The sequence below is a fragment of the Bacillus sp. FSL W7-1354 genome, assembly GCF_038002405.1.
Lineage (GTDB): Bacteria > Bacillota > Bacilli > Bacillales > Bacillaceae > Bacillus > Bacillus paralicheniformis.
On sequence record NZ_JBBOCL010000001.1, the window covers coordinates 3,030,998 to 3,057,692 of the forward strand.

Annotated in this window: 28 protein-coding genes; 10 read left to right on the plus strand and 18 right to left on the minus strand. The window is 46.1% G+C overall.

Features of this window, described 5'->3' with window-relative positions:
* Positions 1-369 precede the first annotated feature (369 nt).
* The 3 genes from MKZ04_RS15450 (at position 370) to MKZ04_RS15460 (ending at position 2,964) form a co-directional block, all read left to right on the plus strand.
* Positions 370-933 (plus strand): flavodoxin family protein, encoded by a 564-nt coding sequence (locus tag MKZ04_RS15450; RefSeq protein ID WP_025810603.1) that lies wholly within the window; start codon positions 370-372, stop codon positions 931-933.
* Between the two features lie 181 nt (positions 934-1,114).
* The gene (locus MKZ04_RS15455; protein WP_023856991.1) at positions 1,115-1,429 is read left to right on the plus strand and encodes a DUF485 domain-containing protein; all 315 of its coding nucleotides are present in this window, start codon (positions 1,115-1,117) and stop codon (positions 1,427-1,429) included.
* Positions 1,426-2,964 carry a solute symporter family protein gene (locus tag MKZ04_RS15460; RefSeq protein WP_023856990.1) on the plus strand — a complete coding sequence of 513 codons (1,539 nt, stop codon included), beginning with the start codon at positions 1,426-1,428 and terminating at the stop codon, positions 2,962-2,964. The genes MKZ04_RS15455 and MKZ04_RS15460 overlap by 4 nt, the downstream gene beginning before the upstream one ends.
* A 51-nt stretch (positions 2,965-3,015) precedes the next feature.
* Here MKZ04_RS15460 and xylB read toward each other — a convergent pair whose 3' ends face one another.
* Complete coding sequence (gene xylB, locus MKZ04_RS15465) at positions 3,016-4,515, minus strand: xylulokinase (protein WP_341046278.1); 1,500 nt, start codon at positions 4,513-4,515, stop codon at positions 3,016-3,018.
* A complete protein-coding gene (gene xylA / locus MKZ04_RS15470; protein WP_026580282.1) occupies positions 4,515-5,861 on the minus strand; it encodes a xylose isomerase in 1,347 nt (448 codons plus the stop codon). Before xylA ends, xylB begins: the two co-directional genes overlap by 1 nt.
* A 196-nt stretch (positions 5,862-6,057) precedes the next feature.
* Here xylA and MKZ04_RS15475 point away from each other — a divergent pair, with 196 nt between their 5' ends.
* Positions 6,058-7,221: an ROK family transcriptional regulator gene (locus tag MKZ04_RS15475; RefSeq protein WP_341046279.1), complete on the plus strand. Its 1,164-nt coding sequence runs from the start codon at positions 6,058-6,060 to the stop codon at positions 7,219-7,221.
* A gap of 28 nt (positions 7,222-7,249) precedes the next feature.
* On the opposite strand, the gene thiE is transcribed toward MKZ04_RS15475, so the two are convergent.
* From thiE to MKZ04_RS15500, 5 genes are all read right to left on the minus strand, one after another.
* A complete protein-coding gene (gene thiE, locus MKZ04_RS15480; protein ID WP_212110871.1) occupies positions 7,250-7,924 on the minus strand; it encodes a thiamine phosphate synthase in 675 nt (224 codons plus the stop codon).
* A 1-nt stretch (position 7,925) separates the two neighbouring features.
* Entirely contained in the window at positions 7,926-8,735 is an 810-nt protein-coding gene (thiM, locus tag MKZ04_RS15485) for a hydroxyethylthiazole kinase (RefSeq protein WP_144497890.1), read from the minus strand.
* The gene (gene cidR, locus MKZ04_RS15490; protein WP_023856984.1) at positions 8,732-9,649 is read right to left on the minus strand and encodes a cidABC operon transcriptional activator CidR; all 918 of its coding nucleotides are present in this window, start codon (positions 9,647-9,649) and stop codon (positions 8,732-8,734) included. The genes thiM and cidR overlap by 4 nt, the downstream gene beginning before the upstream one ends.
* A gap of 129 nt (positions 9,650-9,778) precedes the next feature.
* Positions 9,779-10,048: a YwqI/YxiC family protein gene (locus MKZ04_RS15495; RefSeq protein ID WP_095291360.1), complete on the minus strand. Its 270-nt coding sequence runs from the start codon at positions 10,046-10,048 to the stop codon at positions 9,779-9,781.
* The gene (locus MKZ04_RS15500) at positions 10,045-10,473 is read right to left on the minus strand and encodes a YwqH-like family protein (RefSeq protein WP_144497891.1); all 429 of its coding nucleotides are present in this window, start codon (positions 10,471-10,473) and stop codon (positions 10,045-10,047) included. Before MKZ04_RS15500 ends, MKZ04_RS15495 begins: the two co-directional genes overlap by 4 nt.
* A gap of 483 nt (positions 10,474-10,956) precedes the next feature.
* Between MKZ04_RS15500 and MKZ04_RS15505 the strand changes: the two genes are divergently transcribed.
* Both MKZ04_RS15505 and MKZ04_RS15510 read left to right on the plus strand, forming a co-directional pair.
* Positions 10,957-11,343 carry a CidA/LrgA family holin-like protein gene (locus tag MKZ04_RS15505; RefSeq protein WP_020453376.1) on the plus strand — a complete coding sequence of 129 codons (387 nt, stop codon included), beginning with the start codon at positions 10,957-10,959 and terminating at the stop codon, positions 11,341-11,343.
* Positions 11,325-12,011, plus strand: coding sequence for a CidB/LrgB family autolysis modulator (locus tag MKZ04_RS15510; protein WP_023856983.1), 687 nt, complete (start codon positions 11,325-11,327; stop codon positions 12,009-12,011). Before MKZ04_RS15505 ends, MKZ04_RS15510 begins: the two co-directional genes overlap by 19 nt.
* Positions 12,012-12,070: 59 nt before the next feature.
* Here the strand turns inward: MKZ04_RS15510 and MKZ04_RS15515 are convergent, their stop codons facing one another.
* The 3 genes from MKZ04_RS15515 to MKZ04_RS15525 all read right to left on the minus strand — a co-directional run bounded on the left by MKZ04_RS15515 (position 12,071) and on the right by MKZ04_RS15525 (position 15,121).
* Positions 12,071-12,355, minus strand: a complete 285-nt coding sequence (locus MKZ04_RS15515) for a hypothetical protein (RefSeq protein WP_341047164.1) — start codon at positions 12,353-12,355, stop codon at positions 12,071-12,073.
* Positions 12,356-12,365: 10 nt separating this feature from the next.
* Positions 12,366-13,832 carry a sodium/proline symporter PutP gene (gene putP, locus MKZ04_RS15520; RefSeq protein WP_035337945.1) on the minus strand — a complete coding sequence of 489 codons (1,467 nt, stop codon included), beginning with the start codon at positions 13,830-13,832 and terminating at the stop codon, positions 12,366-12,368.
* Positions 13,833-13,930: 98 nt separating this feature from the next.
* On the minus strand, positions 13,931-15,121 hold the full coding sequence (locus MKZ04_RS15525; RefSeq protein WP_328031235.1) for a class I SAM-dependent rRNA methyltransferase: 1,191 nt from the start codon (positions 15,119-15,121) through the stop codon (positions 13,931-13,933).
* A 142-nt stretch (positions 15,122-15,263) separates the two neighbouring features.
* Between MKZ04_RS15525 and MKZ04_RS15530 the strand changes: the two genes are divergently transcribed.
* Complete coding sequence (locus MKZ04_RS15530; protein ID WP_105979501.1) at positions 15,264-15,644, plus strand: VOC family protein; 381 nt, start codon at positions 15,264-15,266, stop codon at positions 15,642-15,644.
* A gap of 30 nt (positions 15,645-15,674) precedes the next feature.
* Here MKZ04_RS15530 and MKZ04_RS15535 read toward each other — a convergent pair whose 3' ends face one another.
* The 4 genes from MKZ04_RS15535 to MKZ04_RS15550 form a co-directional block, all read right to left on the minus strand.
* Positions 15,675-16,613, minus strand: a complete 939-nt coding sequence (locus MKZ04_RS15535; protein ID WP_023856979.1) for a phosphoglycerate dehydrogenase — start codon at positions 16,611-16,613, stop codon at positions 15,675-15,677.
* 149 nt (positions 16,614-16,762) lie between these two features.
* The gene (locus tag MKZ04_RS15540) at positions 16,763-17,626 is read right to left on the minus strand and encodes a glycosyltransferase family 8 protein (RefSeq protein WP_101561336.1); all 864 of its coding nucleotides are present in this window, start codon (positions 17,624-17,626) and stop codon (positions 16,763-16,765) included.
* A 119-nt stretch (positions 17,627-17,745) separates the two neighbouring features.
* Complete coding sequence (locus MKZ04_RS15545; protein ID WP_095291354.1) at positions 17,746-17,922, minus strand: hypothetical protein; 177 nt, start codon at positions 17,920-17,922, stop codon at positions 17,746-17,748.
* Positions 17,919-18,089, minus strand: coding sequence for a hypothetical protein (locus MKZ04_RS15550; protein WP_023856975.1), 171 nt, complete (start codon positions 18,087-18,089; stop codon positions 17,919-17,921). Before MKZ04_RS15550 ends, MKZ04_RS15545 begins: the two co-directional genes overlap by 4 nt.
* Positions 18,090-18,399: 310 nt before the next feature.
* On the opposite strand from MKZ04_RS15550, the gene MKZ04_RS15555 reads away from it, so the two are divergent.
* The 3 genes from MKZ04_RS15555 (at position 18,400) to MKZ04_RS15565 (ending at position 22,487) form a co-directional block, all read left to right on the plus strand.
* Positions 18,400-19,563: a sensor histidine kinase gene (locus MKZ04_RS15555; protein ID WP_145930051.1), complete on the plus strand. Its 1,164-nt coding sequence runs from the start codon at positions 18,400-18,402 to the stop codon at positions 19,561-19,563.
* Complete coding sequence (ydfI, locus tag MKZ04_RS15560; RefSeq protein ID WP_015382876.1) at positions 19,556-20,197, plus strand: two-component system response regulator YdfI; 642 nt, start codon at positions 19,556-19,558, stop codon at positions 20,195-20,197. The genes MKZ04_RS15555 and ydfI overlap by 8 nt, the downstream gene beginning before the upstream one ends.
* A gap of 115 nt (positions 20,198-20,312) precedes the next feature.
* Positions 20,313-22,487, plus strand: coding sequence for an MMPL family transporter (locus MKZ04_RS15565; protein WP_328066984.1), 2,175 nt, complete (start codon positions 20,313-20,315; stop codon positions 22,485-22,487).
* 163 nt (positions 22,488-22,650) lie between these two features.
* Here the strand turns inward: MKZ04_RS15565 and MKZ04_RS15570 are convergent, their stop codons facing one another.
* The 4 genes from MKZ04_RS15570 to MKZ04_RS15585 all read right to left on the minus strand — a co-directional run bounded on the left by MKZ04_RS15570 (position 22,651) and on the right by MKZ04_RS15585 (position 26,669).
* Positions 22,651-23,391 carry a YwaF family protein gene (locus tag MKZ04_RS15570; RefSeq protein ID WP_101561333.1) on the minus strand — a complete coding sequence of 247 codons (741 nt, stop codon included), beginning with the start codon at positions 23,389-23,391 and terminating at the stop codon, positions 22,651-22,653.
* Positions 23,392-23,485: 94 nt separating this feature from the next.
* Positions 23,486-24,817, minus strand: coding sequence for an MFS transporter (locus MKZ04_RS15575; RefSeq protein ID WP_145608585.1), 1,332 nt, complete (start codon positions 24,815-24,817; stop codon positions 23,486-23,488).
* Between the two features lie 61 nt (positions 24,818-24,878).
* The gene (gene dgoD, locus MKZ04_RS15580) at positions 24,879-26,027 is read right to left on the minus strand and encodes a galactonate dehydratase (RefSeq protein ID WP_023856969.1); all 1,149 of its coding nucleotides are present in this window, start codon (positions 26,025-26,027) and stop codon (positions 24,879-24,881) included.
* Positions 26,028-26,042: 15 nt separating this feature from the next.
* Positions 26,043-26,669 carry a bifunctional 4-hydroxy-2-oxoglutarate aldolase/2-dehydro-3-deoxy-phosphogluconate aldolase gene (locus MKZ04_RS15585; RefSeq protein WP_023856968.1) on the minus strand — a complete coding sequence of 209 codons (627 nt, stop codon included), beginning with the start codon at positions 26,667-26,669 and terminating at the stop codon, positions 26,043-26,045.
* Positions 26,670-26,695 lie beyond the last annotated feature (26 nt).

Genomic DNA, 26,695 nt, shown 5'->3' on the forward strand with positions numbered 1-26,695 from the left:
TTTTAAGGAGCAGCCTTACCTTTGCCCTGTACATAGGTCGTTTCATTTTTCCAGCTTCACTCTCTTAAGGGGTACCAGACCGGATTGAATAAGGCGTTTTAGAGCCATTGCTAACCAACGCTGACGCCAGCAGTCCCATTCACTTTCTTCTGCATCGGTTTCGATTGCCTTTCTCCCGAAGGGGGGCGGAGCTTTTCGTCTTGATCCTTCTGATAATATCCTCATGCTTCCTTTCCATTCTCTCTTTTCTGTTAAGTTTGCCTATATAATCGATTTTTCCGATGGTAAATATCTAAAATATCAATTTTACTGATGATTGTTGTTATCTTAAACTGAATTCATGACCGATTCCAAAGGAGGATGAAGAATATGGGGATAGCAGCAATCTGCGGAAGCTCCCGTGAAAATGGAAATACGGAAGAACTGATGAATCGATTAGTAGACGGACTTGATGCCGATAAGATATTTCTGCGAAACTATCACATTCAGCCCGTATCGGACTACAGGCACAGCAATACAGCCCCTTTTTACCCTGATGATGACTACAGAGACCTGATCAGCCGGGTGCTGGAGAAGGATATCCTAGTTTTTGCCACTCCGATCTATTGGTACGGCATGTCGGGTCTGATGAAAAATTTTATTGACCGCTGGTCACAGACATTGATAGAGCATGGAAGATCTGCATTTAAACAGCAAATGGCGAAAAAAACGGTCTACGTGGCAGCTGTCGGAGACGATGATCCCCGCTTGAAAGGGCTGCCGCTCATTCAACAGTTTCACTACATATTTGATTTTATGAACATGACATTCGACGGCTATTTGCTCGGCAAAGGAAACAAGCCCGGCGGCGTGATAACAGACCGGGAAGCGATTGCGTCTGCAAATGAACTGAGAAGGAAGCTGACAGAGGCGGAAACGAGGCGGAAGGCATGACAAATGAGAAGAAAAAGGTGAACAAACGGTTTCTTTTATGGAAAAAACATTTATTCGAGATGATCAGGTCTTTCATCTTATATAAATAAAACGCTGTGTGAAAATTGAAGAATAAATCCGGAGCGCGTTACATACCTTTGTTGTATCTTTTCAGACAAACACAAGGAGGGGCAAAGAACAAATGAGAGAAGGCAAAATAGATTACAGCAAAGCTGCGGCATCTCCGGAGTTCCAGCGGTTGTTATCACGGAAACGGGCTTTTATTGTACCGATGACGATTTTCTTTCTGCTCTTTTATTTCCTGCTGCCGGTTATGACATCATACTTCACATTTTTGAATCAGCCGGCAGTCGGAGCCATCACATGGGCATGGGTTTTTGCGATAGCTCAGTTTGTTATGACATGGACGCTGTGCATTATGTATACAAAAAAAGCCGGTCAATTCGATCAAATTGCAAGCGATTTCAAAAAGAAGATTGGAGGCGTTGATTCATGAGTGCCACAGCCTTTATTCTGTTTCTTGCCATTGTTGCTCTCACGCTTGTCATTACGTATTTCGCGGCCAAACAGACAAAAACGGCCAATGAGTTTTACACGGCGGGAGGAGGGCTTACCGGCATTCAAAACGGACTGGCTATTGCGGGAGATTACATGTCAGCGGCTTCTTTCCTCGGCATTGCCGGGATGATCGCTTTGAACGGGTTTGACGGTTTTTTCTACAGCATCGGCTTCCTCGTCGCTTATTTAGTCGTGCTTTACATTGTGGCAGAGCCGCTCCGAAACCTCGGCAAATTTACAATGGCGGACATGATTGCCTCTCGTTTTAAACAAAAGAAAATTCGCGGTGTCGCCGCATTAAACACGATCACGATCTCCACCTTTTATATGATTGCACAGTTAGTCGGCGCCGGTGCGCTGATCAAGCTTCTGCTCGGCATCGATTATACGCTGGCCGTGTGCATTGTCGGGGTTTTGATGACCATCTACGTCGTATTCGGAGGAATGATCGCAACCAGCTGGGTCCAGATCATCAAGGCCGTTCTCTTGATGGCAGGGACGCTCATTATTTCAATCATCGTTTTTTCAAAATTCGGCTTCAGTCTGACGAACATGTTTGAACAAATGAAAACAGCTACTCCGCTTGGGGCTGATTTTTTGAACCCCGGCAATAAGTATAATGTTCCTCTTGAAACACTCTCACTCAATTTGGCACTCGTCCTCGGGACAGCCGGCCTGCCTCACATTCTCATCCGGTTTTATACAGTAAAAGATGCCAAAACGGCAAGGAAATCGGTAATCTCGGCTACATGGATTATCGGTATATTTTATATTATGACGGTCTTTCTCGGTTTTGGTGCTGCCGCGTTTGTCGGTTTTGAAAACATTTTAGCTGCCGATAAAGCGGGGAACATGGCTGCACCGCTGCTTGCTCAGGCGCTCGGCGGAGATTTTCTGTTCGCCTTCGTCTCAGCCATCGCGTTCGCAACGATTTTGGCGGTGGTCACAGGTCTTGTGCTGTCGGCGGCATCCGCTTTTGCGCATGATATATACAGCCAGATTATCAGAAAAGGCGCGGCTACGGAAAAAGAGCAAATGATCGCTGCAAGATGGGCTTCCATCGGCGTATCCGTCCTTTCGATTCTGCTTGCTGTCTTCGCCCAATCGCTGAATGTCGCGTTTCTTGTCTCGCTTGCATTTGCCGTGGCGGCAAGCGCCAATCTGCCGCTCATTATCTTCACCGTCTTCTGGAAAAGATTTAATGCGGCCGGCGCTTTGGCCGGCAGTCTGACCGGTCTTTTAAGCGCGCTGATTCTCGTCTCCATCAGCCCGAGTGTCTGGGACCCGGCCGGAAACGCTATCTTTGTTGGAGAACCGCTGATCCCGCTTTCCAACCCGGGTATCATCTCCATTCCGCTCGGCTTTTTAGGCGCTTATCTCGGGACGATTCTGTCTTCAAAAACCCCTGATCAAGAAGCATTTGCAGAAATTCAGGTCAAAGCACATACAGGCATTCACATGGATCAATCTTAAACTGGATGCACACCCGAAAAAACTTATGAGCCGGCCGGCTCATAAGTTTTTTTATTCCCGAAAGCTCGCCAGCCGCTCGTTCAGCGCTTTCGTGTGCCGGTAGACATCTCTGTAAATTTGAAACAGAGCTTTGTATTGTCTGCTGTATTCACGGCGGGGTGAAAAGGTTTCTTTGATGAGAACGAATCGGTCTGCACAAGCTTCAAGCGACGGAAACCAGCCGCACCCGACGGCCGCGATCATGGCTGCTCCATATGCCGGCCCCTGTTCGCTTGTGAGTCTGATGATGTCGGCGTTGAAGATATCCGCCTGGATTTGCAGCCATTGATCGCTTTTGGCGCCTCCGCCGATTGAAATCACGCGGCTGATATCCTTTCCCGCGGCACGGAATTGTTCAATGCTCTCGTGTAGGGAGAATGTGATGCCTTCAATGACGGCTCTGACGAAGTCCGCCCGTGTATGTGCGCTGTCTATCCCGATGAAGCTGGCGCGAATATCTGCGTCGGCATGAGGGGTTCTCTCCCCTGACAAGTAAGGGGTAAACAGCAGCCCCCGGGCACCGGGACGGGAATGGTCAATATCGCTAATTAATTCGTCAAATGACGTTTGCCCGGCAAATACATCTTTAAACCAGCTGAAGCTGCGTCCTGCGGAAAGCGTCACTCCCATTGAATAAAACGCATTGGGGGCGGCGTGGTTCAGAAAATGAATATTGCCATCAAACGCTTGATCTCGGTTTGATTCATATGTGAGAACAACCCCTGAGGTGCCTATGCTGCAAAGGGCCATTCCTTCTCTTAAAATACCGGCGCCGACCGCGCCGCATGCATTATCAGCGCCGCCGGCAAACACCTTGACTTCAGGAGCCAGACCGGTTTCGGCCGCGAATTCCGGACTGACGCCGCCGACACAGGCGCCCGGCTCAATCAGATCCGGACATAAGGACTCCGGGATGCCGAGCTTGCTGCAGATTTCCCCGCTCCATGTCTGATGTTTCACATCGAGCAGGAGCGTTCCGGCCGCATCTGAATATTCGCTGTGCAGACGCCCCGTCATCGTGTACCTGACGTAGTCTTTCGGCAGCAAAAAAACGGCCGCCTTTTCAAACAACTTTTTTTCATGTTCTTTCACCCATAAAAGCTTCGGAAGGGTAAAGCCTTCGAGCGCCGGGTTTTTCGCGATCTCGAGCAGGCGCTCCTTTCCGACTTTCTCGTTAATCAGACGGCATTGTTCGGTTGTCCGTGTATCGTTCCACAGGATCGCGTTTCGCAAAACCTCTCCGTTGCCGTTTAAAAGTACCAATCCATGCATCTGTCCGGAAAAGCTAATCCCTTTAATCTGAGATGCTTTTCCCGGGAAATGCATAACTAATTCCTTAATGGCTTCCTTCGTTTTTACCGCCCATTCTGCGGGATCCTGTTCAGAATAACCGGAATGGGGCTGAATGATGGAAAATGGTTTGGAGACCTCGCCGCACAGCTCTCCCCGCTGATTGACAAGGATGATTTTAACCGCGCTGGTGCCGAGGTCGACCCCGATCACGTATTCCACTAGCGTGTCTCCTTTTCTGCCGGCGCTTCGCGCAAAGCGTTCAATAAGTAACGGTTAACGGTCGCTTTCAGTCGTTCCTGGCGGCCTGACTGATTTTCAATTTGGTCGTGTTCAAGAGCGTATGCGGCAAGCTTATTCAGATCGGTGCGGCCTTCTTTGATCTCAAGCCCGATCCCTTTCGTATAGCTTTCATAACGCTCTTCAATGATCTGGTCGAGGGCTTTGTCTTCAAGCAGACGGGAGGCGACTTTCAAGCCGACTGCATACGTATCCATTCCTGCGATATGAGCGTGAAATAAGTCTTCATCCGCAAAAGACGAGCGCCTTACTTTAGCATCGAAGTTAATGCCACCGGTTTTAAACCCGCCTGCTTTCAAAATTTCATACATCGCAAGTACTGCAGAATACAGATCGGTCGGGAACTCATCAGTATCCCAGCCCAGGAGCAAATCGCCCTGATTGGCGTCAATGGAACCCAACACATCGTGCAAGGCAGCCACCCTTAGTTCATGCTCAAATGTATGCCCGGCCAAGGTCGCATGGTTCGCCTCAAGATTGAGTTTAAAATGGTCTTTTAAACCGTAAGTTTCTAAAAAAGCGATCGTTGTGGCCGCATCAAAATCGTACTGGTGCTTCGTCGGCTCCTTCGGCTTCGGCTCGATCAAAAATTGGCCGTCAAAACCGATTTCGCGTGCATACTCAACCGCCATTCTATAAAATGAAGCCAAGTTTTCGAGTTCAAGCTTCATATTTGTATTCAGCAATGTTTCATAACCTTCTCTTCCGCCCCAGAACACATAGTTTTCCGCTCCAAGCTCCTTGGCGATATCCAGTCCTTTTTTCACTTTTGCGGCCGCATAGGCATAGACATCCGCATTGCAGGAAGTTGCGGCCCCGTGGACATACCTCGGATGGGTAAACATATTGGCTGTATTCCAAAGCAGCTGAACACGGCTAGTCTCCATCATTTCTTTAAGAAAAGACGACATTTGATCCAAATACGTAAAGGTCTCACGCAACGTTGCTCCTTCATCAACGATATCAACGTCATGAAAGCAGAAATAGGGCACGCCGAGCTTTTCAAAAAATTCAAAAGCCGCTTCCGCCCGGGCTTTTGCTTTATCCAAAGGATGCGTCATCCGGTTCCACGGCCGGAACATCGTCCCGTCGCCGAAAGGGTCTTTCCCGTCCGCATCAAAGGTATGCCAATACGCAACAGCGAAGCGAAGATGTTCCTTCATCGTTTTGCCGCCGACGTATTCATCAGGGTTGTAATATTTAAATGCGTAAGGATTTTCCGAATCGGCTCCTTCATACTCAATCACTCCGACATTTCTAAAAAACATTCCGATCTCCCCCTTCACTTTTCCTTGCAAAGCAAACGTTAAAAAATAAGTTTGTTTAACCATTAAACTAACTTCCTTGTATTTATTTTACAAGATGAATCAACCGCTTTCAATGGAAATGAAGGAAAAAATTGAGTTTTCTAAATTTGTTATACTATAATAAATTCACAGCTTCAAAACAATGGAGTGATTGACATTGAATACAGCGGATCAAGCCCTTGTAAAAAAAATGAACAAAGCTCTGATTCTTGATCAGATTATTGAGAACGCACCCATTTCAAGAGCAAAACTTTCGGAAATAACGGGATTAAATAAAGCGACCGTTTCCTCCCAAGTATCTTCCTTGCTTCAAAAGGACATCATTTATGAAACCGGCCCCGGCGAGTCAAGCGGCGGCAGGAGGCCCGTGATGCTGAAATTCAATCGAAAAGCCGGCTATGCGGTCGGTGTAGATATCGGAACCAATTATCTGATTGTTGTGTTAACCGATCTTGAAGGGCATTTGATTGAACAATTCGAACGGACGCTGGATGAAGAAGACATTCAGGCGACAGAAGAGGCATTAATCGAATTGACAGGGCTAGCCGTTGACAAAATACCGCCTTCCCCATACGGATTGACCGGAATCGGCGTTTGCGTACCCGGCTTGGTAGACAACGAACGGCAGGTGGTGTTTACGCCAAATAAGCCAATCCATTTGATTCCGTTAAAGGAAAAACTGGAAGAAAGGTTCGGCGTTCCCATTTTAATTGAAAACGAAGCAAACGCCGGCGCCGTTGGCGAGAAGAAATACGGAGAAGCCGGACAGCTGGAGCATGCCGTGTTTGTCAGCATTAATACCGGGATTGGTTTAGGGATTTTAATGAATGGAAAACTGTTTAGAGGTGTGCAAGGTTTTTCCGGAGAAGCCGGGCACATGTCCATTCACTTTGACGGCCCATTGTGCCGGTGCGGGAATAGAGGCTGCTGGGAGCTTTACGCTTCGGAAAAAGCCGTCTTCTCTCACTATGGAGCGAATTCCGAAGCCCCGCTTTACGAAACCGTTAAAGAACTTGCAGACCGCAGTGATCCGGGGATGATGGAGACGTTTGAAAGATTCGGTTTTCATATCGGCATCGGACTTCTCAACATCTTGAAGACGTTGAATCCCGATACGATTATCTTGCGGAATACCATTGTAGAATCCTATCCGATCATCGTCGATGCGATTAAAAAAACGATTGCCTCAAGAAGTGCTGCAGAAGCCTTGTCTAATTATCATTTGAAAATCTCCTCGCTTGGCCGCACTGCCTCATCGCTCGGCATGTCCTCCCTGGTGATCGGGCATTTTCTGGAACGGTTTATGAACGAGAGATTTTAATTTTTATATCAAAAAGCGCATATTCCATTTAGGAATGCGCGCTTTGTTTAGCAGCTTGCACTTTCTTGCTGAACGCCTCGGCGGCCGCCTTTGGATCGGCAGCTTTGCTGATGGCGCTGATGACACTGATGCCGTCAGCGCCGGCCTCGATGACGGGGGCGCAGTTTTCGGCCGTGATCCCGCCGATTCCGACCACAGGTATGCCAATCCCCTGCCTGCGGAGCTCTTGAATGAGCGAGACACCCTGCACAGCTTTTGTATCCCGCTTTGTTTCAGTCGGGTAAACCGGCCCTGCACCGATATAATCCGCTCCATCCTTTTCCGCCTTTACGACTTCTTCAAGTGTATGCGCGGAAACGCCGAGGATTTTGTCCCCGATTCTCGCTCTGACGTCGGCGGCCTTATCATCATCCTGCCCGATATGCACACCATCGGCGTCAAGCGCAAGCGCGAGTTCTACATCATCGTTGATGATAAACGGAACATTGAACTGTTTGCAAAGAGACTGCACCTGTCGAGCAAACGCCTTTTGATCTCCTGCTTTTAACGCGCCCTCGCCTTTTTCGCGGAATTGAAAAAGTGTCGCACCGCCTTTTAAGGCTTGTTCAATGACAGTTAAAGGATCGCCTGCAGTATTGTTTGAACCCATAATAAAATAGACTGACAACAGATCTTTTATCGTTTCTTTTGAGACTCGCGTCATCTTATTCCACCTCTCTGATCCTGCCGCGTTCTTTTATATCCATCGCTTCAACAGCGGCAAGCTGATTCAAAAACTCGATTTGAAAGCTTCCGGGCCCCAGGTTTTCCGCTTTCTCCGCGGCCAACTCGGCCGCCGTTCCATAAAAAGCGGCTGCAGATACAGCGGCATGGCAAACGTCTTTTTCAACGGCGCAAAACGCACCGATGATAGAGGTAAACAGACAGCCTGTCCCCGTCACTTTCGTTAACAGTTGATGTCCGTTGCCTACGGTATACGTTTTTGTTCCATCCGTTATGACATCTTCAGCTCCGGTTATGATGACGGCTGTATCCCATAATTTCGCGGCTTTTTTGGCGAGCTCTGTTCTGTCGCCGCTCCCTTCGCCTGCATCCACGCCTTTGATCAGCCAGTCCTCTCCAAGCGTGTTGGCAATTTCCGCGGCATTGCCTCTGACGGCGGAAACCTTCACTTCGCGCATAATCGCTTGAGCCGATTCTGTTCGAAACGGCGTCGCCCCAGCACCGACTGGGTCAAAAATAACCGGCACACCGTGTTCATTGGCGGACTTTCCTGCAATGATCATCGATTCAACAGATTCCCGGCTGAGCGTGCCGATGTTCAGCACAAGGGCTCCGGCGATCTTTGCCATGTCGGCGGCTTCTTCCCTCGCATACGCCATCACCGGCGATGCGCCGAGAGCCAGTAAACCGTTCGCCGTAAAATTGGTGACGACATTGTTTGTCATATTGTGTACGAGCGGTTTTTGCTTTCTGACTTTTTCAATTCCTCTTGCGGCATCTTCCAGATTCATTCGGCTGCATTCCCTTCTGTTTTTGAATTTTCGCTCCATATATACGATTTTGTATGATCAATCCACGCCCTCGCCGCGAACGACAGATAGCGGTCTTTTCTCCAAATGACGGCGACATGCCAAGGAATGGCCGGCCTCACCAGCGGAATGATTCTCACTCTTTCCGGGTCAAGATCGCGGCAGATTCTTTCGGGCAAAAGCCCGATTCCAAGGTTAGCGGAAACCATTTCGCTGATGAAATCCCATTGCGAGGTTTCATAAATGACATTCGGCTGAAATCCAGCCTTCAAGCAAGCCGTAATGATCCGTTCGTGAAGAACAAAGTCTTCCCGGAAAAAGATAAACGGTTCTTCGCTTAACTGCCGAAGCTCGATCTCATCCGCATCGGCAAAACGATGAGACGGGTGGACGATCAGCATCAAGTCTTCTTTTACGATTGTAAAGGAGTGAAAAATCTCCTCTTTTGCAGGCAAGACGACAACGCCGATATCAAGCGATCCGTCTTCCACTCCTTCCTGCACTTTCACAGAGCCGTGCTCAACAAGCTGAAAGGTGACGTTCGGATATTTGTCTCTGAAATCCCCTATCACTTTCGGAAAAAAGCCGGAGCCAATCATCGGCGGCAAACCGATCCGCACGTGCCCTTTTTTGACGTCCATCAAGTCATTCAGCTCTGAAGTTAAATTTTGAAACGACTTGGTGATTTCCTGGGCCTGCACATACATGCTTTGCCCCGCATCAGTCAGCTCGATCTGACGCCCCCGCCGGTAAAACAGCTCAATCCCGAGCTCTTCTTCAAGATTTTTAATCATTTTGGAAATTGTCGGCTGAGATATGTATAATGACTGAGCGGCTTTTGTGAAGCTTTTCAGACGGGCTACCTCCAAGAAATAGGTTAAGTGGCGTATGTCCATTTGTTTGACACCCTTTCAGAGTTCCTGCTTGTATTCATATTCTAAACCAATTTCATTGTTTTCTGCACCCCCGCGGAGCACCCTTCTACATCAACATAAAAAACGCCGCCGGCATACAGCCGGCAGCGCCTATCTTCGGGCAATCGCTTCATCCTGTTCCTTCAGCGTGTCCACATTGGAGCGGGTGTCCTCAATGTTTTTACGAACAGCCTCTTTATACTGTTCGACCATATTGCAAATTTCGGCTTCGCGTTCAAGCCACTTTTTCGTAAAATCAAGGTTGTTCCGCCCGAGCGCTCCGGCTGACGGGCTTTTTAAAGACACGGCTTGAAGCGTGCTGCTTACTTGCTCCAGCTGCTTCATAACCGCTACATGGTTAAGTTTAATCGTTTTGCTCATTTCAACCATCCTTTTAAACCGTTGATTGTGCTGTGCAGAGCGTCGACGGCCTCTTCTCCTTTTTCCATCAGAAAGTCCGCCCGGTCGGCTGACCAGCTTGCAGCTTGAACAGCCCCTTTTTCAGAATCTAAAGCAAATATCTTTAAATCAATTTTATGAATATACCGATCATATTCATCGGTAAAAATTCTGTACATTGCCGTGTGCGCTTCATCACGTGCTTCGTCAAAATCGGCTGCCCTGCTTCCGGTCCACGACTCATCAAGGTTCGGACGCAAAATCTGCCTGATTTCTTCGATTCCGAGGTTTTGTTCCCGCTCTACATCGCGCTTTGCCCGCTCCAGCCTTGAAATTTGTTCTTCCAGCTCTGCCGCCTTATGGGAGAGGACACCGTGTATTTTTTGCAGCGTGTCTGAGTAGTCCATTATTGTCACCTCTGAAATTGCAGTATGATTCGCATGGATTGTTTCCTTGTCAAATTATGATTCGGTTGGTTTTTCATAGATTCACATCTTTGACTGGACTTGCTCTCATTTCCAATATTTATAGTTTAAGTCGAAAATCACGGATGTTGAATAGGCTGTAAATACTGTTTTTAGGGATATATACACAGTTCATCATCTTCCTCACAGCGCATTTCAAGGACATATAACCCGTCTTTTTGAATCATCTGTACACCGCTTTCATCGCGGACAAGTCTAAAGACACGGGAATACGGCAGTTTAATGGTCACAAAAAATCGCCAAATGATTCCGGACGACAATTTCTAATTTTAGTCAGGAAACTGTTTCTTTTGACCTGATTTGCGCTTTTAACTATAGACAAAATGAATAATATCTATTCTGTATATGTATTTTACCTATACTTAAAACTCATGTACACTCATGTTTAGAAAGGGGGATAATGACATGAAAACATTCATTAAAGGATTAGGTCAGGTCGCTCTTTTGTTTTTATTCGCGCGTTTCATGAATCTGATTGCCGAGGTTCTTCATATAAACATTCCCGGCAGCATTCTCGGGATTATCGTCATTTTTGCGCTTCTTCATTTCAAAATCATTAAGCTGGAATGGATTGAAATCGGCGCCTTGTGGCTGCTCGCGGAGCTGCTTTTGTTCTTTGTCCCTTCAGCCGTCGGGATTATGAACTACGGAGATATTCTGGCTGAATTCGGCACAAGCATTATACTCGTTGTCCTCATCAGTACATTCGTCGTCATGGTGTCGACCGGAATGCTGACTCAATTGATTGCCAAAAGAAAGGAAAGGAAAAAAACATGCTCATCGGATGCTTAAGCCTGATCGCAACAGTGTTAATTTATCTGGGCGCAAAAGCGGTGTATTCACGCCATCCAAAGGTGTATGCGTCACCTTTATTGGTCACGCCGGTGATACTTGTCGGCCTGCTGCTTTTCATCAACGTGCCCTTTGAAGCGTACAATGCGGGCGGTCGCTTGTTGACAGACATGCTCCAGCCGGCAACGGTGGCTTTTGCGATTCCGCTGTACAAATACTTTCCAGTCTTGAAAAAATACGCGGTTGAGATCATTATCAACGTGACTGTAGGCTGCTGTATCGCGATCCTGTCAACAGCGTTTATCGCAAAACTTTTCAAGCTGAATGAAGACCTGATTGAGAGCCTCGTTCCCAGATCGGTCACAACGCCAATTGCAATGAGCGTTTCTGAAATGATCGGCGGAATGCCCGCGGTGACCGCTGTTTTTGTTATATTGACCGCCCTGTCCGGGTCAGTGATCGGACCGATGGTCATTCGCTACTTCCGGATTGATAATGAAATCGCAAGGGGCGTGCTGCTTGGCACAAGCGCCCACGGCGCAGGTACGTCAAAAGCATTTGAGCTCAGCTCCGTGTCCGGAACGATTTCAAGCGTATCGATGATCCTGGCTGCGATCATCACGCTTTGCGCAGCGCCGTTTCTCATTTCCCTTATTGCAGTATCATAGCCGAAAAATAAAAAAACCAAATTGGGGAAGTTTTTTTCCGCCAATTTGGTTTTTTTCATTTAGACATCGAGCAGCCATATGAATATGGACATTATTAATAATATAAGGGCCAGAATAAAAGAAATACACCTGAGAGCCCAGTCATGCGGCAGTTTTGGAGAAATTGCTTTTAACAGCTTGGCGAACAGCAAACCAATCAAACCGAAAAGTGTGAAGATTCCCGATCCATCCGCCGTCATTTCCGAGAAAAATTCATCGCTTTTTTCTTTGGAAAATGTCCACAGAAATCCCGTGAAAGCCCCTGTGAGAAAAGCGGCCGTCAACAATACGTTGACAAAGACCATCACCCTATTCTCAACCTTTCAGCTGTTCAACCGCCGTCTCAAATTCCTTTTCAATCTCTACGGACGGTTTCTTTGTCATCAGGCTGACAACGATGATCACGACTGTACAAACAATAAATCCGGGAATGATTTCATAAACCGGGTCAAAAGCTTTTACTTGCTCCCACACAATAACAGTCAGCGCCCCGGACAGCATCCCTGAAAGCGCACCCCACTTCGTCATTCGTTTCCAATACAGACTCAGCAGAACGACAGGACCAAATGCTGCTCCGAAACCTGCCCACGCATAGCCGACAAGATTCAATATCGTTTCATTCGGATGAAGCGCCATCATGAGGGCGATCAGTGAAATCGCGAGGACAGACAGCCTTCCGACAAGAACAAGTTCTTTGTCAGAAGCTCCTTTCCGGACAAACGCTTTATAAAAATCCTCTGTCAGCGCGCTTGAGGTTACAAGAAGCTGTGAAGAAATCGTGCTCATGACAGCTGCTAAAATGGAAGCCAGCAAAAACCCCGTAATCATCGATGGGAACAAAAGGTCTGCCAACTTAATGAATATCGTCTCGGCATTCTTTAACGAAAGATGATTTGCGCTGAAATAGGCGATGCCGACGAGTCCTGTCAGCATCGCGCCGCAAATCGAAAAGATCATCCAGCCCATGCCGATTCTTCTGGCACTCTTCAACTCTTTCACGCTTGAAATCGCCATAAACCTGACAATAATATGAGGCTGTCCAAAGTAGCCGAGCCCCCACGCCAGTAAAGAAACAATACCGATTGCGGTTGTTCCTTGAAACGGACGGAGGAGGTCCGGGTTGACCGCGTTCACTTCCGAAAACGCCGGCGCAATTCCCCCCAATTGGACAAATACGACGATCGGCATTAAGATGAGCGCAATAAACATGATCGTCCCTTGAACAAAATCGGTCCAGCTGACAGCCAGAAAGCCCCCGAAGAGCGTATAAAGAATGACAACCCCGGCCGTCAGCCAGATGCCGATCCGATAATCAAGGTGGAATGCTGTTCTGAACAGCTCTCCGCCCGCCACCATTCCGGATGATGTATAAAAAGTGAAAAATACTAAAATAACGAAAGCCGACGTCACCCGTAACAGCCTTGAACCGTCTTTAAAACGGTTTTCGAAATAATCGGGTATGGTAATGCTGTTGCCGGCCGTTTCCGTATACGTTCTCAGCCTCGGCGCAACATACACCCAGTTCAAATACGCGCCGATTGTCAGACCGACAACGATCCAGCCGCTGCTCAATCCGTTCAGAAACATCGCACCAGGCAGCCCCATTAATAGCCAGCCGCTCATATCGGAAGCACCTGCGCTTAACGCGGTGACGGCGGGGCCCAGATTTCTTCCGCCAAGCATGTAGTCGGTCAAATTTGAAGTTCTTCGATATGCAAAATATCCGATAAAAAGCATTCCTGCCATATAAATACCTATCGATATTAAAATTCCGTAATCCATAACTTCCCCCTGCCTGAGTTTTTCGCGTAATATCAATATACATGAATAATTGATCGACAGGTATTGTTTTTATCGCAAAATTTTTCCCCAGCCTTACATTAACGGCGGCGGATCCGCAAAAAGACAACTTTTAAATAATCGCCTTCAGGATAGCTTTTCACCGTTTTAAAATCTTCGGGCAGCGAATGCTCCTCAAGCACTGTAAAGCGCGTCCCCGTTTCTTTGCATGCCGCTTCGATAAAGCCTTTGAATTTTTTCATCCCAAAAGCGCTGCTGTTCGTCGAAGCGACGATCACACCTTGATCTTTAGTGATTCGAATCGCGTCTTTCAACAGATTTTTATAATCCTTTGCCGCGCTGAATGTATGCTTTTTTGTTCTCGCAAATGAAGGCGGATCAAGGATGACGAGGTCAAAGGCGAGTTCTTTTTTGGCCGCGTATTGAAAATATTTAAAAACGTCCATGACTTTAATATCATGAGCTTCATAATCCAGCCCGTTCACGCTGAATTGTTCGATCGTCCTGCTTAAACTGCGGTTTGCAACATCAACGCTCGTCGTTTTTTCAGCGCCTCCAAGCGCCGCCGCCACAGAAAATGCACCTGTATATGAGAAGGTGTTGAGCACGGTTTTTCCTTCCGCATACCGGTCCCTAACCGCCTTGCGGACATGGCGCTGATCGAGAAAAACGCCTGTCATCGCACCGTCATTGAGGTAAACGGCAAAATGTATGCCGTTCTCTTTCACAATGATCGGAAATTCCCCTCTCTCTCCTCTGACAAAGTCGTCATCTTCTAAATACTGCCCGGCCGTATTAAACCGTTTTTTCTCATATACGGCTTTATAGTCTGTTAATTCATCGAGGGCTTCCATAATCGCTTCCTTAAACGTATAAATCCCTTTGCTGTACCATTGGAACAAATAGTAGCCGTCATAATAATCAATCGTAAAGCCGCCGATTCCGTCGCCTTCCCCGTTAAACAAACGAAAAGCGGTCGTATCCGGGTCTTGAAAAAGCGATTTTCTGGCCTGAAAGGCGTTCGCCAGCCTGCTTAAAAAGAATGATTGATCAATTGATTCCTCTTCGTTTCGGGTCAGAATCCAGCCGATCCCTTTGTTTTGCTCGCCATAGTAGCCCTTTCCCAAAAACGTGCCGTTTTCATCGGCAACCCTGATCAGCGAACCTTCTTTTATGCCGTTTTCTTGCGAAGAAACAGCTTCTTTTTCAATTAAGGGATAGCCCTTTTTCATTTTTGCAGCGAATGGATGTTTTATTTTTAATGTATGCATTTGATTTCAGTCCTTATTTTAAAGTCTTCTCTATCCTACCATAACGCCTGATCAATATTCTTATTCATCATGTAATCGAGATAATTGACAGATGATTCCGACCTTTCTAAAATGATGGAGAAACAAAAGGAGGAATGGCGTAATGGCGCGAATTGACCACGTAGGACTGATGGTGAAAAACATTGATGCTTCGATCACATTCTACCAAAATGTGATCGGAATGACGCTGAAAGGCAGAATGACCCATACAAACGGCATCATGAAGCTGGCTTTTTTAGGCTTTGAGAACAGAGACGAGACAGAGCTTGAATTGATCGAGGGATATAACGACAGTCTTCCTCAGGAAGGAAAAGTACATCATTTTGCCGTCTCAACCGATGATATCGAGGCTGAATTCGCCCGCGTAAAAAGCGCCGGCATCAAGCTGATGGAAGACGAGATCACCGTATTACCAAACGGCTTCCGCTATTTTTTTCTTTTTGGGCCCGAAGGAGAAATAATTGAGTTTTTTCAAAGAACATAACCGGATGCGGCTTTTCGCCGTTTCCGGTCTTTATGAAACGCGGAAAGCCGGCGGCTGTTTTTCGATAAACCTTTTGATGTTTTGATATGTCACCTCTTCGATGCGCCTGATGCTCTCATACGTAGCGCCGCCGATATGCGCCGTGCATATGACATTGCCGAGACTAGTGATCCGGGCGGCCGGCGGTTCGGTTTCAAAGACGTCCAATGCTGCACCTCTGATCTGTTTTTGTTCAAGCGCTTGAATGAGCGCGCTTTCGTCTACCACTTCTCCGCGGGCAATGTTGACCAGGTACGCGGTTTTCTTCATTTTTGCCAGCTTTTCTTGATTGATCAAATGATAGGTGGCAGGTCTTAATGACGTGCTGATACATACAAAGTCAGATTTTTCCAGGATATCGTCAAGCTCTGCAAACCGTACATTCAGCCGTTTGGCTGCATTGTAGTCTTTGTATGTGCCGTACGCCAAAACGTTCATATGAAACCCGGAAGCCCGTCTTGCAACCTTTTTGCCAATTTCCCCAAAACCGATAAGCCCCAGCGTTTTTCCATCGAGCTCATAGCCCATCTCGGATTGCCACAAACCGGCTTTGACTGCGGCGTTTGACTGCGGGATCGAACGGGCGCCAGACAGCAGAAGGCCGAATGCCAAATCGGCGACTGCCGAGGCGTTTTGGCCGGGTGCATTCGTGACGAGGATTCCTTTTTCGCTTGCATATTCTACATCAATATTGTCGATTCCCGCACCGAATTTCATGATATATCTTAGTTCCGGGGCGGCGTCGATCAGCTCCCGGTCCACTTTTTCAACGCCGGCGATATAAATATGAACATCCTTGATATGAGTCAGTAAATCCTGTCTCGTCAACCGATTGGAATCCAAAAATGCAAATTCGGCGCCGAGCCGTTCGACCCTTTCCTTCAACAGCGGCGCTGCGCGGTAAAACAGTCCGTTAAGTGTCAACAGCACTTTAACCAAAAGCGCTCCTCCATTCGTCAAAAATTTTTGCAGCCAAGAAAAATGCTTGTTTCCGAAAGGAAACAAGCGAATATGGGGATACGTCAGGGTTTGTTATCATTATATCGATTCATCCTGCGATTTAAAATGAGATTGGCATGTTAGCTGACATGGTTTTTAGACAATTTGGCCGGCTGGTTAAAGGCTGTGGACTGCAAATACTTAAAATATTGACGGGCGTACGGGTGTGAGGTGTTTGAATTCCAAGGCTTGTTTCCGCCGCAGAAATGAACGATTGCCGGGTTTGCCCTTGTTTCCATATAGCGCTTTTGATCGATGAGGGAAGCCGGTGTTTTTTCTTTTAAAATAATGTGTGTTTGGGCGTTCCACCTCGGATGAAGTTCGAGCCACTGATCATAAAGAATCGCATTCAACGCGTCTTGGTCATGAAACATAAACATGTCTTCATCGTTGTTATTGATGAAGTCGATGACTTTTTTCGAAATGTTGTTTTTTCTCCAGGCTTCCATATCGATGATCATAATACCTGAGTTAAAATATTTTGCTTCGTCGCTGATGTTCATCTTTTTCAGCCGTTCATGCTGGCCTGCATCTTCTACTGCCGCTGCGAAATAAGGTGAAATGTCCTTGTCCCACAACTTCGATATATCCTCTAACACTAAGGCGTCGCAATCGACATAGATCATTCGTTTGACGGATTCGTCATCAATCAGATCGGGGATGGAAATCCGATAGTATGCCGCTTTTGTAATATGGCTGCTTTCGACCGCACGGTCATACTGGCTTTTTTCTACATTCAGAAATGTAATAGGGGCTCCGAATTGAAGGGTCGTCTCTTCCAGACGCTTTTTATTTTCCGGTTCAATCCCTCCGTCGATGACATACAGTTTCACATCGCGCGTCTGATCCATATTCGTCAGCAATGATGCGAACATCACGCTTAAATGCTGTGCGTAGTTATTGTCTGTACATGAAATAATATGCATGGTTCGGTCGCTTTTCATATGTCTTCCATCTCCTTTTCTTTTTTTGTTCTATTCCCTTTTTTTAAAAAATAAACACCGTCGATAGGCTGAAAAAAAAGGATCATGCAAGATCCTCTGATTGTATGGCGTCTATTTCACTATCTTTTGGCAAAAAGCTTCTTTGAATAAAAGTAAGGGTAGCCAATAATGATGATTGGAGCTGCTAATGTAAGGAGCATCCATGAGCCTGAGTGAATGTCTCTAATGACTCCAATAAATATACAAGTACCGATGAGAAAATATAATAAAGCACCTAAAAACCAATACATATTCATTCCCCTTTTTCTTTACACATGTTCTTGGATTGACTATTTTTGTTTCTATGTTTGTCTGTTTTTTCGTTCGTATTGCTTAATCGATCAGGGCACTGATTTTTTGACACTTTCTCAGTTCTGATTCCTTTTCTTTTTAATGATAAAATTGTGAGATCAATCGATTTCAATGTTGATCATTCCTTTAATAAATAGTGAGTTCCTCATGATTTTAAATGTAAATTTGAAAAGATAAAACGTACATAAAGGCAGAACGCTTATGTACGTTTGGGCAATGATCATATGTTTGGGAACATCTAATGGTTCACTGCACCTCGGTATTGTTGTGTTCTCTCTCTTCCTATAAAATGATTGGATAAATGTATGTTCACGTTCAATAAATTTCATGAATCTCTGTTCGGTTAAACTGTTAAAGGAAGTGGATGAGGTTTGAATCCTTTTAAAGAAAAGCATTACTCACATGATAGACGGGCATTAAATATGCTTGCACTCAGAGTTCCGGGACTGGCTTTTATTCTCATGATCTATGTAGCCTCTATCGTGCTGCAATTTATTATTGGGAGCTGGTCCATTTTATTGCTTAACGTGTTTACAGTATTGACCGCCATTTTTGCTTTGCTGCATTGGCATTCATATCGCTGGGTTAAGAAAAGGGTCATTCTATATTTTGTGCTGCAAGGTTTGATCACTTTTACACTGGCTAATATCATGACTGGCTTCTTAGTGCTGGTCATCATCGGCCTTTATGCATTTTTGATGGGACAGATTGCAGGAATAGCAGACAGAAGAAGGACTTTCCTCATACTGTATTTACTGCTTCTGCTGTCAATCAATGCAACACATCAGATTCACAAAGGTGATTATTTGCATTTTCTTGTCATTGCCGTACCTATTATGATCGTGATTATTACTTATGCCGCTACATTATTTGCCCAAGTCGATGAAAAGATAAAAGCTCAGCTGACTCTTGAACGGCTGGAGCTGGCTCATCAGCAGGTCGAACAGCTGACGCTGCAAAACGAAAGGCAGCGTATGGCCCGGGACTTACACGATACGCTTGCTCAAGGGCTGGTCAGTTTAAATATGCAGCTCGATGCTATTCATGTTCATCTCGCCAAAGGCAACACAGAGAGAGCAATAGAAATCATTCAACAATCAATGAAAAGAGTGAGAGGTACATTGGCCGACGCGCGTTCAGCGATTGACGATCTGCGCAGCAAAGCAGAGGAAATCGGTTTTCTAAAAGAAAGAATTACCTCACTAATGGATCATTTTCAAGAGTCGACAGGCATGGGTGGTTTTTTAGACTATCGATTACATCAGATATTAGACGTTCGTACAGCTGAAAACTGTTATTACATCATTGGAGAATGCATAACGAATGCAGCAAAGCACGCTGAAGCAGAAACGATATCGGTATCCATTTGGGATGATGATAAGGGGAGGCTCCATTTAACTGTCAAGGACAATGGCAAAGGATTTGATGTTGAAAAGAGCAAGAAAAAGAGAGGACATTACGGGCTTCTTGGCATAGAAGAACGCGTCAGAGCCATGAAAGGCCAATTTAATATAAAGAGTACAAAATCAAAAGGAACACAAATTGAGATCACTGTACCAATTCAGGGAGAGATGCAAGATGAATAAGGTTTTAATCGTTGATGACCATCTTGTCGTGAGGGAAGGTCTGAAGCTTTTAATTGAAACGAATGATCAATACACCATTATAGGAGAGGCGGAAAATGGAAAAGTCGCAGTCCGTCTTGCAGATGAATTAGAACCGGATATCATTCTGATGGATTTGTATATGCCGGAGATGAGCGGGTTAGAGGCCATTAAACAAATAAAAGAAAAACACGATACCCCCATCATTATTTTGACTACATATAATGAAGATCACTTAATGATCGAAGGGATTGAATTAGGAGCGAAAGGATATCTGTTAAAGGATACGAGTTCAGAAACCCTTTTTCACACAATGGATGCAGCCATCAGAGGAAATGTGCTATTGCAGCCTGATATCCTTAAACGTCTGCAAGAAATCCAATTTGAGCGGATGAAAAAGCAGCGCAGTGAGACGCAGCTGACAGAAAAGGAAGTCATTGTTCTAAAAGCAATTGCTAAAGGTCTTAAAAGCAAAGCGATTGCCTTTGATTTGGGCGTCTCTGAGCGAACAGTAAAGTCCAGATTAACGTCCATTTACAATAAATTAGGCGCGAATTCAAGAACTGAGGCAGTAACGATTGCCATGCAAAAAGGTATTCTGACAATAGACAACTAAACTGCATATTTGAAAATTGCCCAAACGTACATGCCCGAATGTACGTTTTTTTCATTTCATTGTCAACTACAATGAGAAAGAATGTGATCAAGCAATGTGTTGAAAGGAGATTATCATGTCAAAAATGTTATATACATTAGGAGGATGGGTGGCTCGCAATCGCATAAAAGCAATATGTGCGTGGATCGTTGTGTTAGTTGCTGCGATAGGCCTTGCAGTCACCTTGAAACCAAGTTTTTCTGAGGATATGTCCATACCTGACACACCTTCGGAAAAAGCGATGGATGTCATTCAAAAAGAATTTCCTCACGACCCTGATAAAGGGAGCATACGGGTGATTTTCGGTGCTGAAGATGGAGAGAAACTTACTGCAGAGTCAGCCAAAAAAGCAATAGAAAATACGTTAAAGGAAATCGATAAAGATGGTTCTGTTGACTCGATTGCAAGTCCTTTTGTGACAGGAACAATCGCGAAAGACGGCACAGTTGCCTATGCTGATATCAAGTATAAATCATCAGCAGATGATATAAAGGATTACTCTATCAAACACTTAAAAGACAGTTTGAAAATGGCTGATTATGAGGGATTGCAAACTGAGCTAAGCGGAGATGTACCGGGAGCCGAGATGGAGATAGGCGGTATCTCTGAAATTGTCGGCATTATTTTGGCCTTTATCGTTTTAGCCATTACATTCGGCTCTTTATTAATAGCAGGCTTACCGATTTTAACTGCACTGATTGGATTAGGTGTTAGTATTGGACTTGTTTTGATTGGAACACAAGTTTTCGATATTGCTTCCGTCAGTCTTTCATTAGCCGGAATGATTGGCCTTGCTGTTGGGATTGATTATGCTTTATTTATTTTTACGAAGCACCGCCAGTTTCTAGGCGAAGGCATACAAAAGAATGAATCAATTGCCAGAGCTACCGGAACAGCTGGGAGTGCAGTCGTTTTTGCCGGACTTACTGTTATTGTCGCACTTTGCGGATTGACGGTTGTTAACATTCCTTTTATGTCTGCAATGGGGCTGACAGCAGGGCTTAGTGTATTGTTAGCTGTTCTCGCCTCAATCACGCTTGTTCCTGCCGTCTTATCGATAGCGGGGAAACGGATGGTTCCGAAATCAAACAAGAAAAAAGAAAAACAAAGCGCTGAAACAAATGTCTGGGGACGCTTTGTCACAAAAAACCCTATCATGCTAAGTGTATGCAGCATTTTCATTTTGCTCGTCATTAGTATTCCATCTATGCATTTGGAACTGGGCTTGCCTGATGCAGGGATGAAAGCGAAGGATAATCCGGAACGCCAGGCATATGACTTGCTTGCCGACGGTTTTGGAGAAGGATTTAATGGTCAATTAACAATCGTAGCGGATGCTACAAGTGTGACAGAAAATAAGGCGGAAGCCTTCACAGATGCAGTGAAAGAAATAAAGGAACTAGACCATGTAGCGAGTGTCACTCCTGCAATGCCTAATAAAGAAGGGAACTTTGCTATCATTACGGTCGTTCCTGAAACAGGTCCAAATGATGTGGCAACGAAGGATTTGGTAAAGGAAGTACGCAGCTTATCAGATAAAAACGGGGTAGATTTGCTCGTTACTGGATCGACTGCCGTGAATATTGACATTTCAGATCGCCTGAATGATGCGATACCGGTGTTTGCTGTGCTCATTGTGGGTTTTGCGTTTGTATTGCTGACAATCGTATTCCGTTCGCTGCTTGTGCCTCTTGTTGCAGTTGCTGGTTTCGTATTGACAATGACTGCCACTCTTGGGATCTGTGTATTTGTTTTACAAGACGGGAATCTCATCGACTTTTTCAAAATACCAGAAAAAGGGCCGATACTCGCGTTCTTGCCGATTTTATCTATTGGAATTCTGTTTGGATTAGCCATGGATTATCAAGTATTCCTTGTCAGCAGAATGCGTGAAGAATATGTGAAAACAAAGAATCCAGTACAAGCGATTCAAGCCGGATTAAAACACAGCGGTCCTGTTGTCACCGCAGCCGGCCTGATCATGATCTTCGTTTTTGCAGGATTTATCTTTGCTGGAGAAGCTTCTATTAAAGCCAACGGGTTGGCTCTTTCCTTTGGTGTGCTCTTTGATGCCTTTATTGTACGAATGACACTGATTCCAAGTGTCATGAAACTGATGGGGAATGCAGCCTGGTACTTGCCAAAATGGCTGGACAAGATTATTCCGAATGTGGACATAGAAGGGCATCAACTCACGAAGGAAATACAGCCAGAAATAGATTATGAACAAAAGAAACAAATCAGTATGTAATAGAAAGCAGATCTTTTACGAGATCTGCTTTTTTCTTCATATTCCTGATCACGGTGTGAATGATTAGTTAAAAAGGTGACACTCATGGCGTAATCACTCATTTTGATTTTTTAAAGTCTCTTGGCCAATGGAATACGGCCGAACCTATTCAGAAATACAGGAATCATGCAAGATCCTTTTTTTCTTTCACCTTCCTGGCGATCCAAAACGGCAGATAGAGAAGATAGAAGAAGACGATCGTGACCGCTTCCGCTGATAAAAGATACCATGGCCACGGCCCGAGCACGTCTAACAGCGAAGCTCCGCCGCCCGGCTTTTTCATCATGTACATATAGTTCGACTTCAGCAAACGGTTGATTAAAAAGATGAATGCCCCATAAATATTGACGAGAAGAAACGTGACCCAGAGAGAGCGCACGGTCGGCTTATACTTCTCGGCTGCAATCATCAGAAGGCAGGCCAGTACGACGATTCCGTGGGAAATGAAAAATTCAAAAAAGCGGAAATGAGGAAAGCCGTACCTTCCCAAGTCAGGCGTCAGAATCGCCTGCAAAGCGCTTCCCAAACCGGCAAAATAAAGAAATTTAAACAAGTTGAGGTTTTTCGTTAATAACAGAATGATGACGAGATAAACCGAAAGATCGCTGAGGTGAAGCGGCAAACAATAGCGCGGCGTCCAGGAATTTACATAGATAAACCAGGAGTGGTAGCTGATTTCAGAAATCAATAAAACCGCTACAAAGGCATAGCGAAGCATCCGGTTCCACCGCGGTTTTTGCAGCGTCTTGCGAAAGACGAACAAACAAACACCGAGCGCTGCAAGCACCAGCAAAGTCAGTATATGAGATGTTGAAAAAAATTGAAACGAGCCGAGCTGATAATCTTTTTGAAAATATGTTTTCATCTTAAGCACCTGTCATCAAAATATTTTAACGTTATTTTGTGACAAACCATGATCTATTATTCAAAAAGGCCGCCGAATGTCCGGCAGCCGGGTGTCACATAGAAATAGAATCGTTTTCTTTTACATTATCATTGACCTGAATCCGTTCAACCTTTCCGACAAGAAAGATGTACGAAAGGGCTCCCAAAAGGGCAAGGGTGCCGATAAAGACGAGGGCGGGCGCAAAGCTTCCCCCGTTTGCGAGAAAGCCGATGACAATCGGAACGATAACGGAAGCGAGGCTGCCGACAAAATTAAATACTCCGCCGGTCAGTCCGATCAAATGCTTAGGCGCTAAAGACGATACCAGCACCCATGTAATGGAGGCCAGACCGTTTCCAAAAAAGGCAAGCGTCATAAATAAAATGATCAGTGATGTCTGATCGACATAATTGGCACCGATAATGGAAATAGACAGGATCAATCCGGTAATAATCGGTGTTTTGCGGGCAACCCCGGCCGATACGCCCCTTTTGATCAGAAAGTCGGACAGGAAGCCGGACAACAGAACACCGATGAACGCCGCAAGAAACGGAAGCGAGGCGAGAAAACCGGATTGGAGAAAATCAAGGCCTCTATATTTTACAAGGTATGTCGGAAACCATGTCAGAAAAAACCATAAAGTCGAATTAACGGCGAACTGTCCAATATATATACCCCACAGCTTGCGATGAGCGGTCACTTGTTTGAAATGCTTCCAATTAAATGCCGATTTTTCCTTTTCGGAAGTCCGGCCGCGGCGGACGATCCCCCCGCCTTTTTCTATATGATCAAGTTCAGCCTTATTTACCTTTGGATGACGGTCGGGATCACGGTAAAAAATATACCAGATAAGGCCCCAGATGATGCCGATCACCCCAGTTACGATGAACAGGCCGCGCCAGCCGACGACATGCTGGATGGCGCTGAGCGCCGGCGTTAAAAACGCAAGGCCGGCAAATTGCCCCGACGTATAAAACGCAATGGCTGAAGCCCTTTCCTGTTCAGGGAACCATGAAGTCACCACCCGGTTATTGGTCGGAAAAGCCGGCGCTTCAAACGCCCCCGTCGCAAGACGCAACCCGAATAGAGAACCGAAGCCGCGGACAAACCCCTGAAGCAATGTTGCGAGCGACCAAGTAACCAAGGTAAAACCGTAGACAAGCCTCGGGCCAAACCGGTCGACAAGCCCGCCTCCCGGTATTTGCAGGGCGCAGTATGCCCAGCCGAAAGCGGAAAAAATCAAACCCAGTTGAACGGCAGACAAGTTTAAATCGTCTCCTATTGCAGAAGCTGCGACGGAGATATTGCTTCGATCCATATAATTGATCACGACACATACAAAAATAAACAGCAGTACCCGCACTCTAACCTTTGTCGGCTTCTCTTTTACAGCAGCTTGTTTCATGACAGGCCCTCTCCTTTTATTTGTTTGTAATGACGGATATCTTTTGAAAACGGTATCATTTTTACCATTCAGCTATGCTTCCGTCCTTGTGCCGCCATACCGGATTGCGCCAGTTATGCCCGATATCAGCCATTTTCCGGACATGATCTTCATTGATGTCCACCCCAAGGCCCGGGCCATCCGGAATCCGGACATAGCCGTCTTCATAGAAAAACACCTTTTGATCCACTATATAATCAAGCAAATCCGTGCCTTTGTTGTAATGGATTCCTAAGCTTTGTTCCTGTATAAATGCATTGTGGCACGTTGCATCAACCTGAAGGCAGGCCGCCAGAGCGATCGGGCCCAGCGGACAGTGAGGAGCGGCGGCGACATCAAATGCTTCCGCCATCGACAGGATCTTTTTGCATTCGGTAATTCCGCCGGCGTGTGATAAGTCAGGCTGAATAATATCGACATAGCCGTCAGTCAGCAGATCTTTAAACTGCCACTTTGAAAACATTCGTTCTCCGGTCGCAATCGGAATTGAGACGAGGCTGGCGATATCGCGTAGCGCCTCGTTGTTTTCCGGCAGAACAGGCTCTTCTATAAACATCGGGCGAAACGGTTCAAGCTCTTTTGCCAAAATCTTCGCCATCGGCTTGTGCACCCTGCCGTGAAAGTCGATGCCGATTCCAATGTACGGGCCGACAGCTTCTCTGACGGCTGATATTCTTTCAATCACCTGATCGATTTTTTCATGTGAATCAATGTATTGCAGCTCTTCCGTGCCGTTCATTTTGACGGCTGTAAAGCCTTGGTCAACCACCTCCTTGGCAGCGAGGCCAACGTCTTGAGGCCTGTCTCCGCCAATCCAGGAATAGACCTTGATCGATTCCCTGCTCTTCCCTCCGAGCAGCTGATGCACGGGCGCATTGTAAAACTTGCCCTTAATGTCCCAAAGCGCTTGATCGATTCCTGCAATCGCGCTCATCAGAATGGGTCCGCCCCGATAAAACCCGCCTCTGTACATGACATTCCAGTGGTCTTCAATGTTCATCGGGTCTTTGCCGATTAAATATTCCATTAACTCGCCGACAGCCGCCTTAACTGTCGCCGCCTTTCCCTCGATTACCGGCTCTCCCCACCCTGTAATGCCTTCATCCGTTTCGATTTTTAAGAAAAGCCAGCGCGGTGGAATTTGGAAACACTCGAATCCCGTTATTTTCATCTCTGATCTCCCCTTTTACTGTTTTGCTGCTTCAACAAATTGCTTTGCTTTTTTGGACAGCTCTTCTAAAAACGCGTCATTCACATCTTGATGAGCCCTCACAAGTGAACCGCCGATTCCAGCACCGACCGCACCGGCCTGTAAAAACTCGTGAAGGTTTTCCAACCCTACCCCTCCCGTCGGAAGCAGCGGAATATGCGGAAGCGGTCCGTGGATATCTTTGATATAGCCAGGCCCCATCGTTCCGGGAAATACTTTGATGATGTCTCCACCGCTTTCATACGCCGTCAATATTTCCGTCGGGGTAAAGGCGCCCGGAATGCTGATCGCTCCATATCGCTTTGTCAGCTTGATCGTCTCTTCATGAACAGTTGGCGACAGGATAAACCGCGCGCCGGCTAAAAGCGCCGCTCTCGCAGATTCGGGATCAAGAACGGTTCCCGCTCCGATAAGCATTTCGTCTCCAACATCTTCTGAAACCGCTTCAATCGCTTTGATCGCTTGAGGGGAATTAAGCGTAATTTCCACAAGCCTGATGCCGCCCGCTTTTAAGGCGCCGGCAATGCTCACTGCCTCCTCCGGATTGTATCCGCGGATGATCGCAATCACTTTTTGTTCTTTGATTTGTGACAATACATGCATTTCTGCCACCCTTTCTTTACGGTTTT

Bases quoted from the DNA above. Each gene is read 5' to 3' on its own strand.
- putP (WP_035337945.1), bottom strand. From the start codon at position 13,832: ATGGATTACGGAATTTTAATATCGATAGGTATTTATATGGCAGGAATG.
- MKZ04_RS15545 (WP_095291354.1), bottom strand. From the start codon at position 17,922: ATGAATATGTATTGGTTTTTAGGTGCTTTATTATATTTTCTCATCGGT.
- MKZ04_RS15495 (WP_095291360.1), bottom strand. From the start codon at position 10,048: ATGAGCAAAACGATTAAACTTAACCATGTAGCGGTTATGAAGCAGCTG.
- thiM (WP_144497890.1), bottom strand. From the start codon at position 8,735: ATGAATCTGGAAGATGCCGCAAGAGGAATTGAAAAAGTCAGAAAGCAA.
- thiE (WP_212110871.1), bottom strand. From the start codon at position 7,924: ATGACGCGAGTCTCAAAAGAAACGATAAAAGATCTGTTGTCAGTCTAT.
- MKZ04_RS15505 (WP_020453376.1), top strand. From the start codon at position 10,957: ATGAAAACATTCATTAAAGGATTAGGTCAGGTCGCTCTTTTGTTTTTA.
- ydfI (WP_015382876.1), top strand. From the start codon at position 19,556: ATGAATAAGGTTTTAATCGTTGATGACCATCTTGTCGTGAGGGAAGGT.
- dgoD (WP_023856969.1), bottom strand. From the start codon at position 26,027: ATGAAAATAACGGGATTCGAGTGTTTCCAAATTCCACCGCGCTGGCTT.
- MKZ04_RS15575 (WP_145608585.1), bottom strand. From the start codon at position 24,817: ATGAAACAAGCTGCTGTAAAAGAGAAGCCGACAAAGGTTAGAGTGCGG.
- MKZ04_RS15585 (WP_023856968.1), bottom strand. From the start codon at position 26,669: ATGCATGTATTGTCACAAATCAAAGAACAAAAAGTGATTGCGATCATC.
- cidR (WP_023856984.1), bottom strand. From the start codon at position 9,649: ATGGACATACGCCACTTAACCTATTTCTTGGAGGTAGCCCGTCTGAAA.
- MKZ04_RS15565 (WP_328066984.1), top strand. From the start codon at position 20,313: ATGTCAAAAATGTTATATACATTAGGAGGATGGGTGGCTCGCAATCGC.
- MKZ04_RS15555 (WP_145930051.1), top strand. From the start codon at position 18,400: ATGCTTGCACTCAGAGTTCCGGGACTGGCTTTTATTCTCATGATCTAT.
- MKZ04_RS15530 (WP_105979501.1), top strand. From the start codon at position 15,264: ATGGCGCGAATTGACCACGTAGGACTGATGGTGAAAAACATTGATGCT.
- MKZ04_RS15460 (WP_023856990.1), top strand. From the start codon at position 1,426: ATGAGTGCCACAGCCTTTATTCTGTTTCTTGCCATTGTTGCTCTCACG.
- MKZ04_RS15525 (WP_328031235.1), bottom strand. From the start codon at position 15,121: ATGCATACATTAAAAATAAAACATCCATTCGCTGCAAAAATGAAAAAG.
- MKZ04_RS15570 (WP_101561333.1), bottom strand. From the start codon at position 23,391: ATGAAAACATATTTTCAAAAAGATTATCAGCTCGGCTCGTTTCAATTT.
- MKZ04_RS15540 (WP_101561336.1), bottom strand. From the start codon at position 17,626: ATGAAAAGCGACCGAACCATGCATATTATTTCATGTACAGACAATAAC.
- MKZ04_RS15510 (WP_023856983.1), top strand. From the start codon at position 11,325: ATGCTCATCGGATGCTTAAGCCTGATCGCAACAGTGTTAATTTATCTG.
- MKZ04_RS15450 (WP_025810603.1), top strand. From the start codon at position 370: ATGGGGATAGCAGCAATCTGCGGAAGCTCCCGTGAAAATGGAAATACG.
- MKZ04_RS15515 (WP_341047164.1), bottom strand. From the start codon at position 12,355: ATGGTCTTTGTCAACGTATTGTTGACGGCCGCTTTTCTCACAGGGGCT.
- MKZ04_RS15455 (WP_023856991.1), top strand. From the start codon at position 1,115: ATGAGAGAAGGCAAAATAGATTACAGCAAAGCTGCGGCATCTCCGGAG.
- MKZ04_RS15500 (WP_144497891.1), bottom strand. From the start codon at position 10,473: ATGGACTACTCAGACACGCTGCAAAAAATACACGGTGTCCTCTCCCAT.
- xylA (WP_026580282.1), bottom strand. From the start codon at position 5,861: ATGTTTTTTAGAAATGTCGGAGTGATTGAGTATGAAGGAGCCGATTCG.